The 16681-nt window shown below is 36.3% G+C and carries 13 protein-coding genes; 7 read left to right on the forward strand and 6 right to left on the reverse strand.

From position 1 onward, the window contains the following. Positions 1–7 precede the first annotated feature (7 nt). The 3 genes from fabZ to DK866_RS16050 form a co-directional block, all read right to left on the reverse strand. Entirely contained in the window at positions 8–433 is a 426-nt protein-coding gene (gene fabZ, locus DK866_RS16040) for a 3-hydroxyacyl-ACP dehydratase FabZ (protein ID WP_109409701.1), read from the reverse strand. Between the two features lie 188 nt (positions 434–621). Next, complete coding sequence (locus DK866_RS16045) at positions 622–1503, reverse strand: dihydrodipicolinate synthase family protein (protein ID WP_109409702.1); 882 nt, start codon at positions 1501–1503, stop codon at positions 622–624. 74 nt (positions 1504–1577) lie between these two features. Then, positions 1578–2486, reverse strand: coding sequence for a LysR family transcriptional regulator (locus tag DK866_RS16050; RefSeq protein WP_109409703.1), 909 nt, complete (start codon positions 2484–2486; stop codon positions 1578–1580). Positions 2487–2740: 254 nt separating this feature from the next. Here DK866_RS16050 and dinG point away from each other — a divergent pair, with 254 nt between their 5' ends. From dinG to DK866_RS16075, 5 genes are all read left to right on the forward strand, one after another. Next, positions 2741–4849 (forward strand): ATP-dependent DNA helicase DinG, encoded by a 2109-nt coding sequence (gene dinG / locus DK866_RS16055; protein WP_109409704.1) that lies wholly within the window; start codon positions 2741–2743, stop codon positions 4847–4849. A 941-nt stretch (positions 4850–5790) separates the two neighbouring features. Continuing rightward, a complete protein-coding gene (locus DK866_RS16060) occupies positions 5791–7347 on the forward strand; it encodes a [FeFe] hydrogenase, group A (RefSeq protein WP_109409705.1) in 1557 nt (518 codons plus the stop codon). 18 nt (positions 7348–7365) lie between these two features. Beyond that, the gene (locus DK866_RS16065; protein WP_109409706.1) at positions 7366–8190 is read left to right on the forward strand and encodes a 4Fe-4S dicluster domain-containing protein; all 825 of its coding nucleotides are present in this window, start codon (positions 7366–7368) and stop codon (positions 8188–8190) included. Then, entirely contained in the window at positions 8187–9332 is a 1146-nt protein-coding gene (nrfD, locus tag DK866_RS16070; protein WP_109409707.1) for an NrfD/PsrC family molybdoenzyme membrane anchor subunit, read from the forward strand. The genes DK866_RS16065 and nrfD overlap by 4 nt, the downstream gene beginning before the upstream one ends. A 61-nt stretch (positions 9333–9393) precedes the next feature. Beyond that, the gene (locus tag DK866_RS16075) at positions 9394–11427 is read left to right on the forward strand and encodes a TonB-dependent receptor domain-containing protein (protein ID WP_109409735.1); all 2034 of its coding nucleotides are present in this window, start codon (positions 9394–9396) and stop codon (positions 11425–11427) included. Between the two features lie 88 nt (positions 11428–11515). On the opposite strand, the gene dps is transcribed toward DK866_RS16075, so the two are convergent. Then, the gene (gene dps, locus DK866_RS16080) at positions 11516–12022 is read right to left on the reverse strand and encodes a DNA starvation/stationary phase protection protein Dps (protein WP_072070537.1); all 507 of its coding nucleotides are present in this window, start codon (positions 12020–12022) and stop codon (positions 11516–11518) included. Between the two features lie 275 nt (positions 12023–12297). Continuing rightward, entirely contained in the window at positions 12298–13188 is an 891-nt protein-coding gene (gene rhtA, locus DK866_RS16085; RefSeq protein ID WP_109409708.1) for a threonine/homoserine exporter RhtA, read from the reverse strand. A gap of 330 nt (positions 13189–13518) precedes the next feature. On the opposite strand from rhtA, the gene DK866_RS16090 reads away from it, so the two are divergent. Both DK866_RS16090 and DK866_RS16095 read left to right on the forward strand, forming a co-directional pair. Then, positions 13519–14097 carry a TIGR00730 family Rossman fold protein gene (locus DK866_RS16090; protein WP_109409709.1) on the forward strand — a complete coding sequence of 193 codons (579 nt, stop codon included), beginning with the start codon at positions 13519–13521 and terminating at the stop codon, positions 14095–14097. A 9-nt stretch (positions 14098–14106) separates the two neighbouring features. After that, positions 14107–14571: a GNAT family N-acetyltransferase gene (locus DK866_RS16095; RefSeq protein ID WP_109409710.1), complete on the forward strand. Its 465-nt coding sequence runs from the start codon at positions 14107–14109 to the stop codon at positions 14569–14571. Between the two features lie 89 nt (positions 14572–14660). On the opposite strand, the gene DK866_RS16100 is transcribed toward DK866_RS16095, so the two are convergent. After that, a complete protein-coding gene (locus DK866_RS16100; protein ID WP_109409711.1) occupies positions 14661–16361 on the reverse strand; it encodes an amidohydrolase in 1701 nt (566 codons plus the stop codon). Positions 16362–16681: the final 320 nt, after the last annotated feature.

A 16681-nucleotide genomic window follows, 5' to 3' on the forward strand; every position in this document is an offset into this window, starting at 1 on the left:
TCCTTTTTTATTGCCTTGCACACATAAATTCAGATGTACAAACAATCTTCTCACCAATACGAACAACACCAGAAAAACTAACAATAGTACGGCGCTGACGACGAAATTCGATTTCAATAAGTAGTTGATCGCCTGCTTTTACTGCATCATAAAAACGTGCATTTTTTATACTGGCAAAATAACATTGCTGACCTTCTTCCATGGGAGAAAGATAGTAATGAGCAAGAACTCCAGCAGCTTGAGCCATGCTTTCAAGGAGCAGTAAGGGAGGGTAAAATTCGCCAAAAACAACGGTGTCATTGGTGGTGATATTTTTAATTGCGATTAATTTACCACTAGTAAGTTCAGCTGGTTCAGAAATAACACCATCAATTAATAAGAATGGATAACGATGAGGTAAGATTTCCATTATTTCACTGACGGAAATGGGCATACATTTTCTCCTCGTTATGGTGATAGAGTAAATACGATTTTGCAACAATGGTGGCTATTATTTCATTCTTATTCAATGTCGTACAGTGTTAGCCTGCATTTAAGGATGAGAAACTTGAATTAAACAGATAACAAAGACCAGAATAGAGAAAAATCTAGTCTTTGTTATTTCTAAATAAGAATATCTTATTAATCAAGGTGAGCAATAATTTGGCGTAGATCGTTCATTGCAGCTTCATTTAGAGGCTCTTGCGGTAAAATAGGTGAGCCCACATCAAAACCTTGAATATTTAGAGAAGCTTTAATACATGATGCTAACGAATATTTAGTAAAGGCTTCGTTGATTTGCCACATCTCTTTTTGTTTTGCTAATGCTGTATCAAAATCGCCTTTGGTGGCTAATTCATAAAGTTCGACACACTGTTTTGGTAATACGCAAGCAGGGCCAGCCATCCAACCTACACCACCAAGTTTTAATACTAACAATGGAATATGTGCAGAAGCACTGAAGATTTTAACGCGTTCACCAAATGTATTGATCATGGTGAGTAAGCGACCTGTATTGCTTGATGCATCTTTAATATATTCAATATTCGAGATATAGCTAAGTTCATTGAATAAAGAGATAGGAAGAACATCACCCAGAAGTCCAGGATTGGTATAAATTGTCATGGATTTTTCAGGAAATGCTTCAGCGATAGTTTGGAAATAACCTGCTTGTGCGGTTTCACTTAACGGGTACATTTTTTGTGAAATCAGCACCATGCCATCTACACCTAATTGGGCGTATTGTTCAGCTTGATGACAAGCATCTGCGGTTGAAAACCCAGCAACACCTGCAATAACAGGAACTCGCCCCGCAGTTTGATCAACCGTGATACGCACAATTTCATTACGTTGCGCTTGAGAGAGATAAGCGTATTCACCTGTGCTACCTAATGGGCTTAAACCATGAACGCCACACGAGATCAAGTGTTCGATCAAACGACGTAATGAAGATTCAAGAATGGTGCCTTTAGTTTGATCAACAGGGGAAACAAGATAAGGAAAAATACCATGGAATTGAGTCATAATCGGTGTCCTGGTTTATGGTTTTAATATTTTATTACTTTGGTTATCAACACTGTTTAAGGGCTTTAAAATCTCTATTCTTGTTGAAGTGTAATATCAGCATGATTAATCACTTCATTTTGTTCATTTTTTAATGAATCAAACAGTATTTGAGCTGCTTTTCCTGGGCTATTGGCATTGAGATACAGGTTATAACTAATTGCTGGTAAAGGAGGTAAGCCTTCTTTTTCGCCTAAAATACGCAAGTCGTCACCTGAAAGCTCAATTGAACGTGCCATAATACCTAATCCCGCACGTACGGCGGCTCTTGCTCCTGAAAGCGTTGTAGCGATATAAGCGATTCGCCAACGAATACCTTGTTGATCAAGGTGATTTATCATCATATCGCGGTATGTACTGGGTTCATCTAATACGACTAATGGCAAGGGTTCATCAAGATCAAATCGGAAGTGTTTTCCGCAATACCATAAGGAAGGGGAAACACGCAGTACAATTTTGGGATAACCCACATGTTCTTCGGTAGAAATGGCTAAATCAAGCTCGTTGTTTTCTAACATCAACATTAAAAACGGACTGCGTTTAACAATGATTTCCATAATAAGACGGGGATACGCCCCTGAAAAACGTGCAAGTAGTTCAGGTAAAATTGTGTTTGCCGTATCATCAGGGGAGCCAATTTTTAAGATCCCATCAATTTCTTCATGCATCAATGAAAGACAAGCTTCGTCATTTAGGCGCAAAATACGGCGAGCATAATTAAGTAGTTGTGTACCCGCTTCTGTCAGCGTTTTATTTCGACCTTGGCGAGCAAACAGCTCTTTGCCTATCAACGATTCAAGGCGTTGCATTTGCTGACTTACTGCAGATTGAGTGCGGCAAACAGATTCAGCTGCTGCGGCAAAGGTATTCCCATCGACAACAGCAACAAAGGTTCGGAGTAAATCAAGTTCTAAGTTAAAAATAGGGCGCTTTGTAGAGGTCATAATGGTGTCTCTTAACTGGTGTTGTTGTATTTAATCAAACAAAAAATACTATTTTTTATAAGGCTATTTTTAGAAGTTACGTAATCAATACTCATACTATGAAGAGTTGGATTAATAATCTATAACAAAGCTCAATAATTTCGAGGCGTTATCCATTCTTTGATGAAAGAAGAGAGCAAATGAAGGTAACTACTGATTTTTATACAGTGTTATGAGATAATAGTGCCCTTCTTAAAATCAGTAACAGAGTAGTTATGTCTCTTTCTCAATCAGTCAAAAATCAAATAAGTCAGTGGTATAAAGCCCTACCAGAGCATATTGAAGGGTTTATTCCGCGTGCGCCACAGCGTGAAATGATAGCTGAAGTGGCTAAGACTTTTTCTGATGAAATGGGACGACATCTAGTGATTGAAGCTCCAACTGGGGTAGGTAAAACACTTTCTTATCTTATTCCGGGTATTGCTATTAGCCGCGATGAAAAAAAGCCGCTGATTATCAGTACGGCCAATGTGGCACTGCAAGATCAGATCTTTAGCAAAGATCTCCCATTACTTAAAAAAATCATCCCAGATCTCACGTTCACGGGGGCTTTTGGCCGTGGGCGCTATTTATGTCCACGTAATTTAGACGCGATTTGTGCAACAGAAGGTGAACAAATCGACTTAATGTTTTTGCTTGAAGATAAAGTGGATGTGGCGACGAGTGCAGAAAGAGAAATTTGCCAAGAGCTAAAAAATGATTTTACCAGTTTCGGTTGGGATGGTTTGCGTGATCACCATAAACGGGCATTAACAGATAGCTTATGGCGCAAAATTAGCACCGATAAAATGAACTGTTTAGGACGTAATTGCCAATATTATCATCGCTGCCCTTTTTTTATTGCACGCCGTGAAATTGATGAAGTAGATGTGGTTATTACCAATCACGCTTTAGTGATGGCAGCAATGGAAAGTGAATCAGTATTACCTGATGCAAAAAATCTGCTATTAGTATTGGATGAAGGTCATCATATTCCTGATGTTGCGCGAGATGCGCTTGAAATTGAAGGGGAAATTACCTTAGCTACCCTTAATAATCAACTGGATAATATTACTCGTCATGTTAGTCAATATTTAGCGCAATTTATTCCTGTAAAACCACCTAAATTGGCTGACCCTATTCGTTTTGATGCTCATATTGCTAAGTTACGTGAGGCTTATCAAGAGGTTGATACATTTACGCGTGCGTTATTACCAAAACGTAGTGAACAAGATGAATATCTCTTTCCATTAGGCGAATTACCTGAACAACTTCTGTTAAGTTGCCAGACATTATTTAAGCTAACGGATGGTTTAAAAATGCTGGGTGAAGCCATTTTAAATGATCTAACAGAGCGTACAGCAAAAGAAGATGTTGTGCGTTTACATAGTGCCATTTTAACGACCAGTAGAATGGTCGGTTATTTAGAGAATATGGCAAAATTGTGGCGCTTAGCCACATTAGAGCAAACCTCAAAAGCGCCTGTATCGAAATGGCTCACTCGCCGTTACGATAAAAAGCAGTCTCATCTTTATTTTCATTGCGCGGGTATTCGAGTCAGCGAACAGCTGACACAATTGTTATGGAAAAATATCCCACATGTGGTTATCACATCTGCAACGTTACGCTCATTAAATAGCTATTCTCGCATTCAAGAGCTAACAGGATTAAGTGAGCATTTCGATGATCGCTTTATTACGTTATCTTCACCTTTTGAACATAAAGATCAAGGTAGATTAGTTATTCCTAAAATGCGCTATGAACCGACCATGAGCCATGAGCGCGAACATTTAAAAGAGATGGCGCGTTATTTTCGTCAAAGCATGGAAGAGAATAACCATCGAGGACAATTGGTTCTATTTAGTAGTCAACGGGCAATGGAAGGCTTTTTAGAAGAAGTGAAAGACTTACGTTTATGCTTATTGGTACAAGGGGATCAGCCTCGTTATAGATTGGTAGAAACACATTGCAAGCGCATTGATGCAGGTGATAATAGTGTGTTGATAGGTTTGCAATCATTTGCCGAAGGACTCGACTTAAAAGGCGATTATTTAACGCAGGTGCATATTCATAAAATTGCTTTTCCACCCGTGACTGATCCGGTGATTGTGACAGAGGGGGAATGGCTTAAATCGCTGAAACGCTATCCTTTTGAAGTGCAGAGCTTGCCAAGTGCATCGTTTAATTTAATTCAGCAAGTTGGGCGTCTTATCCGTAGCCATCATTGCCATGGTGAAATTATCATTTATGACAGACGTTTATTAACCAAAAACTATGGCTCACGCTTATTAACAGCATTACCAGTTTTCCCTATTTATCAACCTGAGATGCCTAAAGAGAAATAATTTTTTATTACTTTATAGAACTCTCATTTTTATTAGTGATTTATGCTTCCATAACTTGTTTTTATCTGGTTATTAACGCGTTATTAATAAATAGAGGCTATTTACTATAACTTTTTATTTTTAATAAAAGTGAAGTTGTATTTTTTTATTAAAAAACACATCTCACTTTATAGTTAAAAATACTTAATCATTTCCTTGTTTTTTTAGGTGCTAATGTATCTAATATTATTAACTTGTATTTTTTATGAATCTTATTAATATTTAAAAAATAAAAATACACTATGTTTAAAATATAATAATTAATTCACATAAATTAATATAATTATAACAAAATAAATATTCATATAATAAAGTGCTTATTTTTATTTATTTAGAAAAAGTGTATAATTTATTTAGATATTATTCATGTGATATTTTTTTAATTATATATTTTTTTATTAAATTTTATGAAATGAACCTTTTTTATTTAGTTTAGATAAACGCTCAATAAATTTATAAAAAATAACAATGCATTTAATTCATTGATTTTTAATTGTTTTTTATTTTTATTTATTGGTTTTTTTCATCTGTTTTTATAGGTTTTTTTTTGTGCTTTTATTTTTATTTTGATATGTATCAATAAAATTAATTATATTTAATTAATAAGGTTGAAAGCTGTTTTTTTTAAATCCTCTTTCAGTACAATATCTCTCATAAACACCCTATCACTTATTGAATTAAAAAAATCTCTCCTGATTTTCTTAAATGAAACGATGATTGCTGATAGGGTGTTTTTTACATAAATAATTCATTTTATATTAACTCAATACTTATTTTAAGTATTGGTTTTTATTAATTAAATAATACAAATATTTTTAACAAAAATAAAATTCAACTCTTTATATATTGTTGCCTTTAATAGGTAGTTTTATTCATATATTAAAGCAGGAGCATTGTAAAAAATGAAATCTATTCTTCCTACAAAAGAAGAAAGTGACGAGAAATTATTATCTCGACGTTCTTTCTTTTCATTTGCTGGAAAGGTAAGTCTTGCCGCTGGGGTAACCGCTGTCACAGCGGGATGTGATGGCAATATTTCTGGTGGTACAGGTTGGGTTCCTGAGCAATATAATGCTAAAGGTACTTTTCCCGTCCAAGTAAGGGGCCGTATTCCTATTGATCCTAACAATGTCGCCATTTGCCGTGATGACAAAAAATGTATTTTATGTGGTCAATGCGTTGAAGTGTGTGAAAAAGTACAAACCGTAATGGGAAACTATGATTTACCGTTAATTGATAGTGTTCCTTGTATCGATTGTGGTCAATGTACTCTTTGGTGCCCAACAGGGGCAATAACAGAAGTTGACGACACAGATAAAGTTATTAGAGCGTTGTTAGATCCGACTTTGCATGTTGTTGTACAAACCGCGCCAGCTACAAGAGTTGCATTAGGTGAAGAGTTTGGAATGCAACCTGGTGAGGACATTGAGTTACTTCAAGTAGCGGCACTTAGAAAGTTAGGTTTTGATAAAGTTTTTGATACTAACTTTTCTGCTGATTTAACCATTATGGAAGAAGCCACAGAATTACTGCAAAGAATTCAAAATAATGGTGTATTGCCTCAATTCACTTCTTGTTCTCCAGGTTGGGTGAAATTTTGTGAAATGTTTTATCCAGAATTAATTCCTAATCTCTCTTCTGCAAAGTCACCAATGACAATGCTTGGTTCGATGATAAAAACATATTACGCCAAAGAGCAAGATATCGATCCTAGTAAAATTGTTTCTGTTGCCATTATGCCGTGTACAGCTAAAAAATCAGAAGCGGCTCGTCCCGAAATGAATGGTGCAAGTGTGTTATGGGAAAAGCCCGATCTTCGAGATGTTGATATCGTTCTAACAACAAGAGAGCTTGCAAGATTAATCAAAAGTCACAATATCGATTTAACCTCACTTCAGCCCGCAAATTATGATCGTTTGATGTCTGAATATAGCGGTGCTGGCGCTATTTTTGGTGTCACTGGCGGTGTTATGGAAGCCGCAGTGAGAACCAGTTATTACTTTATTACAGGCGAAAGACCACCAGAACCTTTATTTAATTTACAACCTGTACGCGGATTAGAAGGTATTAAAGAAGCTGCTGTAAATATACCAAGTGTCGGTGAAATTCGTGTCGCAGTCTGTTCTGGTATGGGAAATGCTCGTCCTGTTTTAGAAGCCATTCAAAAAGGAGAAAAAGCGTGGCATTTCGTCGAGTTTATGGGATGCCCAGGAGGATGTATTGCTGGTGGCGGTCAACCTCGTTCTGCATTACCACCTTCTGATGAAATTCGAGCATTACGCATGAAAGCGCTGTATAGCAAAGATGAACGCGCCACAATTCGCTTAAGTTATGAAAATAGTGAAATTCAAAGCATTTATAAACAATTTTTAGGCGAGCCTTGTGGTGAACGTGCTCATCAATTGCTTCATACGCATTATCAAGATCGCAGTATTCATTTTAACAAAAAGAAAGCTTAAAGATTGAGGAAGCACATTATGTCTAAAGGTGTATTAGTCGATCTTACTAAGTGTATCGGCTGTGGTAGTTGTACAGTTGCATGTAAAATGTACAACGAAAATAAATGGATAGAAGAAAGACAACCTACCAGTGGCGAAAATGCAAAATTAGCAGATGAAAACTGGACGGTTATAAAAACGGTTACTGTTGAAAAAGAAGATAAAGCGGTTTGGCGTTACGTTAAAGAGCAATGTTTTCACTGTATTGATCCTGCTTGTGCTTCAGCATGTTTTGCAAAAGCATTCCAAAAAACACCAGCGGGGCCCGTAGTTTATTATCCCGATCTCTGTGTAGGATGCCGTTATTGTATGGTGGCATGTCCATTTGATATTCCTAAATATGAATGGGAAAAATCACTTCCTTATGTCACTAAATGCATGATGTGTTCTTCGCGTGTAGAAGAAGGGCAATCTCCGGCTTGTGTCGCAGTATGTCCAACACAGGCTTTAGTTTTTGGTGATAGACAAACCTTATTAGAAAAAGCGAAAGAAACCATTACGAATAACTCTAACTATGTTCAACATATTTATGGTGAAAAAGAAGTCGGAGGAACGGAATGGCTCTACATTTCTGATGTGCCTTTTAATGAACTTGGATTTAAAACAGGCTTAACTGAAAAACCACTCTCTTCTTATACTTCTGATTTTATGAAATATACGCCAATTGCGGGGGCAACTTGGGCGGTGATCCTTGGTGGTATTGCAATGTTTAATCACCGAAAAGATAGGGTCAGTCACGATGAGCAATTGCATCAAGAATCGAAGAAAAATAGTAAGGATGATGAAACAAGGAGATCAGAATGAGTGTTATCGATAATACGACCAGCTTTGGTAAGTGGCGTTTTCCTATGACACCTGTACGCTGGGTACTTGTTGTCATTAGCTTGATTGCAGTTGGACTTATTTTATTTCGTTTAGTCACTGGATTGGGATTAGTAACCAATCTTAATGATGAGTGGCCTTGGGGCCTTTGGATCTCGTTTGACGTGATGTGTGGTGTAGCGCTAGCGGGTGGGGGGTATGGTACTGCATTAATTGTTTATGTTTTTAAACAAGAACAATTTTCAAGTATTGCGCGTAGTGCTGCATTAACCTCATTAATTGGCTATTTATTGGTGATGGTAGGCCTTTTCCTTGATATTGGGCAATGGTGGAATTTTTGGCGGCCATTAGTTTCTCAAGGACATAGTTCAGTACTTTTTGAAGTTTTTATTTGCGTTTCCGTTTATACCAGTGTGCAATTAATTGAATTTGGCGAAGTTGCCACTGAACGGATTGGGCGTAAATATCATAAGTTTTTCCGAAAAATATTACCTGTGTTATTAGTAATCGGTATTGCTATTCCATCAATGCACCAATCATCACTCGGTGCGCTTTATTTATTAATGGTAGATAAATTACATCCATTGTGGTGGTCGCCAATTATCTTCTTTCAATTTTTAATATCGTCATTCTTTGTTGGTCCTGCAATGATAGCTGTTGAAACTGCATTAGCAGGTAGAGCATTTAATCATAAAGTACCCATGTCTGTATTAAGTGGATTAATTCGAATTTCAGGTTATGCAATGCTTGTTTATTTGGCTCTAAAATTCGGCAGTATTATTGCTGAAGGTAAAGTGAGTTACCTTTTTGAAGGAAGTTTTGAATCTTTATTCTTTTGGATTGAAGTTGGTTTTGGCGTTATTGTCCCACTAATTATCTGTTTTTCTCCATTAATAAAACGTCGTGGTTGGGTTGCCACATTTGGTGCTTTAGTGGCTTCTGGCGTTATTTTAAATCGTTATAACGTTGTGGTGACAGGCATGGTTACATCAACAGGCGTATCCTATTGGCCATCATTACCAGAATTAACCATCACTATTGGTCTTGTTGCGATGGGGGTTCTTGCTTATTTATTTATCTGTGAGAATTTCCGTATTATTGAACATGATGAAACCAATCATTAACAGATTAAATGCCCAATTCAACGTTGGGCATTTTTATTTAACGATAAGTAGAACTATAAATATGCCTATTTTAAAAAAAACCTTATGGTTTATTTCATCCTCTTTGCTTTCGATAACAACAATATTTAATTATGCTCAATCGAATGAAGATAAACCTGAACGTATTATTGTGAGTGGATCAAAAGCAGAGAATACCTCTAATCATACTTATAATATTGAAGCTGAAAAAATAAGTAATATTGCTGGAGGAACAAATTTAATTGCAGTAGATAAGGAAAATCGCTTATTAACACTTAATGATGCATTAAAAAACCAACCTGGCATTGTTATACAAAGTTTATTTGGTGGATTAGATCAACCTCGTTTAAGCATTAGAGGGTCGGGTGTTCAAAGTGCGCCTCTTTCCAGAGGGGTATTATTACTGCAAGATGGTTTACCACTTAATGAAGCGGATGGCAGTTTTCATTCAAGTATGATTGACGTGCGTGACGTTCAATTTGTTAGTATTCGCCGGGGAGCTAACAGCACTCAATTACAAAGTAATAATTTAGGTGGTGAGCTTGATTTTATTACTTACACAGGAAAAGAGAGCCATAATCAATTACGTTATGAGCAAGGCTCTTTTGGGCGTCAAGGTATGCAAATGGCGTTAGGCGGTGAAAGTGAAAATTATCCGATTGATGCCAGAATAAGCCTAAGCTATGACCATTATGATGGTTACCGTGAGCATTCAGCTTCTCAGCGTAAAGCTATACGTTCAACATTGGGTTATACATTAGATAATTTTGAAAACAGAACATGGATCAATTGGACAGATTTACGTTTTGATGTTCCTGGCCCAGCAACTTCACAAATGCTTGAGGATGATCCTAAAGCGATATTACCTGCAATCAAGAAAAAAGATCCTCATAGAAATATCGAGCAATTACGTATAGCTAATAAATCGACATGGAATAGTGGTGTTCACGATATTCAATTTGGCTGGTGGTATTCACAAACACACGATAATTTTAAAACACCTAGCCATTATCAATTTGTAAATTATTACACTAAAGGAGCTCAATTTAATTATAAATTAGAGACAGAGATTATTAGCTATCGTACTGCATTGGCATGGGATCATTCGGTAATGAAAGATGATATCGAAAAAAATCCTCAAGGTTGGTTAGGGCGATTCGATGGTCGAGCTGAAAATATTTATGCTTCTTTTGGTGCGGGAATACATATTACAAATAGCGTATTAGTTAACCTTGATTTAAAAGGTACTCATGCAAGAAGAGATCTGTTTTCTATCCAAAATCAGCTTGAGCAGTCATTTAATTTTTTAACACCGAAAGTTGGGCTTATTTGGTATCCTAATTATCAAACGCGTTTATTTGCTAATGTCAGTATGAGCCATGAACCTGCTTCTTTTAATGATATTATTAATCCTAAAGTGCCATTAAATAAAGTGAACCTTTTAAAGCTATCACCTCAAAAAGCAACCAGTTTTGAAGTAGGTAGTGATATGGAATTAACTGACAACATAAGTTTAAGTGCAGTATTCTATCGTAGCTTGATTAAAGACGAATATATCACTTCACATGATGTAGATGGGAATATTGTTGATATATATAATTATCCAGCAAAAACACGCCACCAAGGTGTAGAACTAGGTTTAAATGCAATTCAACCACTTCCAATGGGCGATATTCTTTATCGAGCAACATGGACTTATAATGATTTTCGTTTTATGGGTGGGGAATATAACCGAAAATATATTGCAGGTGTTCCTAGAAATCTTATTTCAGGTGAAGTTTATTACCAAGTAAAAGGATTGAGATTTGGTCCCACAGTGTATTGGTCACCAACCAATGTTGCAGTTGATCATGGTAATCACCTTAATATTCAAAAAAGTAAGCCATACGCATTATTAGGGTTTAATGCACATTATCAATATGATAATCAGTGGTCGACTTACCTAAATTTGGACAATATTACAAATAAGCGCTATGCAGCAAGTACGTTAGCTAATCCAACTGTGAATAAAAACGATGCCTTACTTTTCCCTGGAAATGGTTTTAGCGTCAACGCTGGTATCGTCTATAAATTTTAATCCAAGAGTAAAATAGACAAAGGCTGCCTAAAATGACAGCCTTTTTCATTATTAACAATGTAATTAATAACGTATTTTTATGCGTAGATTAATTCTCAATATTGGCTTCAATGAACCATAAGAATTTATCAAGATCACGCGATGCTGCAGTAAACATATCGGCGGTATCTTCGTCTTCAACTTCATCAATGGCTTTACGAATATCATTTGCAACGATAGCGTAACGATCAGCCAGTGCTTTTAAGTGGTCTTGTACATCATGAATATCCAGAGGATAAGCTTTCAATGGAGTTTTCTTGCTGACAACTTGTGCAGTGCCTAATACAGTGCCACCTAATTGAACAATACGCTCTGCAAATTCATCAGTGTGCTCATTTATGGTGTCACGGAAGCCGTCAACCATTTCATGAACAGAAATAAAGTTTCTACCACGCATATTCCAGTGCGCTTGTTTTGTGATGAGAGATAGGTCGATAAACTGCGTCACCATCTGTTGCAGTAGCTCGATAGCGTGCAGTTTTACGCTGTCATCGAGATTATTACGGGTATAAAGCAGAGTTGAAGGTGTGGATTTGACTAATTTAGCAGTACTCATAATCGTTCTCCCTAAATAATTAATAACTCAATATCTTAATTTCTGTTAATCATGATAGTGAATTATTAATGGTTAGTCTTATCGATTGATACTATTAAATTGATAGGTCATCTATTAAAAAAATCTAATCTATCGAAATAGTCTATTTAGGGTAAGACAATGAGCGCAAAATAGCAATGATAGGTCAGTAAAGTTATTATTTAATAAGTAAAAAGGATCATAAGATCCTTTTTAAATTAATATTTACTTCTTGCTGAGTAAAATGAGTTAAATATCTATTTTACTTCTTCAATTTTAGTTTTGCTTTTCATTGTCGTTGTTGAACCAATAGAAGCTAAAACAATAAAGGCTAAGGCAACCCATTGTATTAACGTCAAATGTTCATGTAGGAAAATAATACCAATAAAGGCACCCATACACGGCTCTAAGCTCATTAAAGTACCAAATGTTTTAGCTGGTAGGCGCGTAAGTGCGATCATTTCCAAGGTATAAGGGAACGCGGTTGATAAAATCGCAATAGCTAAGGCAATAGGTAAAATAGACCAGCTAAACATAATATCAGGGCTACTTTGTAACATACCGATAGGCACAAAAATAAAAGCTGCTACTAATGAACCAATTGATACGGTTGCCGCACCATAGCCTTTTCCTGCACGTTGTCCGAATACGATATATAATGCCCAACCTACACCCGCACCTAATGCATAAAGAATACCAAGTGGATCAAGACCATGGATGTTATCACCAATAGGTAGCAATAATCCTAAGCCAGCAATGACTAAAATTATCCATAAAAAGTCGATAGCTCTGCGAGATGAAAACATTGCAACGGCTAAAGGGCCTGTAAATTCAAGGGCTACAGCAATACCTAGCGGGATAGTTTCAAGTGCAAGGTAGAAAAGGTAATTCATTGCCCCTAAAGATAAGCCATATAAAAACAGTGGCATAATTGACTCGCGATTAAATTTGAGTCGCCATGGCTTAAAGATAAAAAATAGGATCAAAGTCCCTAATAATAGACGTAACGCCGTTACCGCAGGGGCACCAATAACTGGAAATAGGCTTTTAGCAAGGGATGCGCCGCTTTGTATCGAAAGCATAGAAAGAAGCAAAAGAAGCACAGGGTAAAACACCTGTAATTTAGCTGAGTGTCTGGCTGACAACATCCTATAAAACCTCGTCAATAATCAATCGTATGTGTGCTCTGTTAGCGAGATAACAAAGGATCGCATAATATAGGATAAAATTACGTGCTTTAATATAGTTATTTATTAATAAATATTTTTAGTTAAATTTAGTTGAATAAACTTAGCTAAAATATAAATTTATTAATAATTAGTAAAATAAAAATCAGGATGATTTAAATATTAGATTTAATAATAATTAACAATATATGTACGATAAAAAGTGCAAAAACACTTTTTTTAACCTTTTTTATCAAAGTAAGCTTAAGTATAATTCAAAGTTCGTTTTAACTAGCTAAATGAGAATAAAAAATGAATAAAATAAAATCTATCGCAGTGTATTGTGGCTCTAGTTTAGGTGCTTCATCTATTTATAAAGAACAGGCCATTATTTTTGCCAAAGAGCTGGTTAAACGTAATATCACCTTAATTTATGGTGGTGCAAGTGTAGGAATTATGGGCACACTCGCCGATACAGTATTAGCTGAAGGCGGAAAGGTGATTGGCGTTATTCCTACGCTATTAGAAGGGCGTGAAATATCTCATAAAAATCTGACTGAACTGCATATTGTTGAGACCATGCATCAGCGCAAAAGTAAAATGATAGAACTGGCAGAAGGTTTTGTCGCTTTACCTGGTGGTTTTGGTACATTAGAGGAGTTTAGTGAAGTCTTTACATGGAGCCAAATTGGTTTGCATCAAAAACCATTGGGCATACTTAATATCAATCAGTTTTATTCACCATTATTAATGATGATTGATAAAATGGCGGACGAACAATTCTTACATGAAAAATACCGCAATATGGCAATTGTAGAACAATGTCCTATTCAATTATTAGATAAATTTGAAACATATATTGCACCCCCTGTAAAAACCTACAACAAATAAAGGTAAAAAATGATAATAATAAGAAAAGCAATTTTGTCTGATGTAGAAGAAATTAATGATCTTTACACCCATTTATTTAATGAAATGGCGAATTTACAACCCGATCGATTAAAACCAGGTAAACAAGACGAAGCTTTTATTATTAATGGAATAAAAAATAATAAGTTTCATCTTTTGGTCGCAGATTTAGATGGCAAGGTGATTGGATTTAGCATTGCACAAATTCAAGAAACGCCTCTGTTTAACTGCTTAGTTCAACGTAAATATGCCTATATTTACGATATTGTTACTGATCCTACGATACGTAACCAAGGTGTCGGTCGTTTGTTACTAACTGCAATGAAAGAGTGGGCAAAATCAGAAAAAATGACGCATCTTGAGTTATCGGTATTAGCTGAAAATGGTGCAGCAAAACGTTTTTACGAACGTGAAGGATTAAAAGAAGTGAGCACAGTGATGGGAATTGCTTTATAGCAGATCCAATTTACGTTAATTCTCATAGGATTAAGTGCATAGATAAAAATAAACCCGCTTTACGCGGGTTTATTACTTATATTATTCAGCTAAATTGTGGGTTTCCCCGCAATGATCGTACACAATACCCTGACATTTTCAACATCTTCTGCCGATATTTCAAACAGATTTCTATCTAATACAATAAAATCGGCAAATTTTCCGACTTCTAATGATCCAATTTGAGTATCCATATCCAAAGCTTCTGCCGCATTAATGGTGGCCGCACGTAAGACTTCCACTAATGTCAGATTACGATCGTTATCAAGACGTGGGCTTGTTGCATCTTTTTGGCGAGTCATCGCAACTTTAAAATCGTACCATTCATTAAGTGGATCAATCGGCCAATCGCTACCAAAAGCAACGGTGACACCCGCATCAATAAATTTCCCAGCTGTCTCCAAATAGTCACAGCGAGATTTACCCAGCATTTCAATATCTTTCTCGATATTGTTCTGCTCGACAGCCGCCCATTGAAAAGAGAGAAAAGGGTAGGTTTTTAATTGTGTAAAACGAGCGTAATCTTTTTCACACATCAATTCATTATGCGCAAGCCCTGGTCTAATGCCTTTCTCAGGTAAGACTTTACGCATTTCACTAATAGCATCCAGTGCTGTACTGATTGCACCCTCAGCAACGGTATGAATATGAGGATGATAACCCGCACGAGCAATTTCTGTTATTAATGGCGTTAAGATTTCAGGTGAAAAATAGAGATCACCAACATGGTCAGATGTTTGCCAATGCGGTGTGTCATCGGTGCCAACATTAATACGATAAGGTGCATGTAAGCGCGCTGTCATAATTGGTGCTTGTAATACACCATCAAGGAAAAGTTTAATGTGACGGATAGCAACGCTAGGTTGAGCACCATCGCTGATTTGATGCCATTGTGAAAAACGAGTTGCAGCATGGCGTACAGCGTTTGGAATATCATCAATAGATGGCACATCATCTGGTGTAATTTCAACGGCATTTTCAACACGAAGGGTCAGTTCACCGGTTTTTCTTAATGTATTAAAAGCGCGTAATTGAGGCTCACCCACACGCGCATCCATAATAGTGGTTACACCTTGTTTATTTAATAGTTTTTGAACATGACGGGCGATTTGTAGGTTTTGTGCTTCAGTGAGTGGTGGCAAGCTATCAATGGCTTGCATTGCAGGTGCATCTTCAAGAATACCAATAGGTGTTCTGTCACCATCACGTTCAATATTTCCATCTGGTGGATCGGGGGTTTCTGCTGTGATATTTAATAGTTCTAAAGCCCGAGAATTGGCAAGCACACTATGGCAATCGCTAGAAAAGAGCAGAATAGGACGAGCCGTATTTAAGGTATCAAGGTGATAACGTGTCATTTGCACACCTTCTGGTTGCATGCCTTCACGATACCATGCAGAGACTTTTAACCATTCGGTATCATTATCAATAAAGTTTTCATCAAGGTATTTTTGAATCCGCGATAAAATGTCATCGATAGAGAGTGATTGATAATCAAGATGGCAACCTGCCAACGTTGCACCTCCCCAAAATGGGTGCATATGCGCATCAATAATGCCTGGCATGACCATTCTTCCCTGTAAATCAATCTGTTCAGTGTTTTCATTACAGAAAGAAAGTAACCCCTCTTTTTTACCTGAAGCAATAATTACACCTTGGCTGATCGCGATAGCATCAACAATATTGTTATTACGATCAGCGGTATAAATAAGGCCGTTGTAATAGAGAGTGTCTGCAATTTGAAATGTCATTCTTCTACCTTGTATTGCTTTTTTAGCACATAAAATGCGTGCTTAAATGATTATTCTGCTTATAGGGCATCCTGTTGCGTTTTGACGCGGGCGATAATATTTTGAAAATATGCCATAAATAATTAATCAATATAAAACAGGTATGTATAAGAGTACAACCTACTTTTATTAATGTTTCTAATTTTATTTTTTATTATTTAAATTATTTTAATAAGCTAAAATAATTTAGACTTATAAAGTAATGTTAAAAATATTTTAATTGAAATGAAATAAATACAATGATTTTATAATTAATTATGAGGTTGTTATTTATATTTTTA

It is taken from the genome of Proteus genomosp. 4 str. ATCC 51469 (genome assembly GCF_003144375.1).
In the GTDB taxonomy this organism is placed as follows: domain Bacteria; phylum Pseudomonadota; class Gammaproteobacteria; order Enterobacterales; family Enterobacteriaceae; genus Proteus.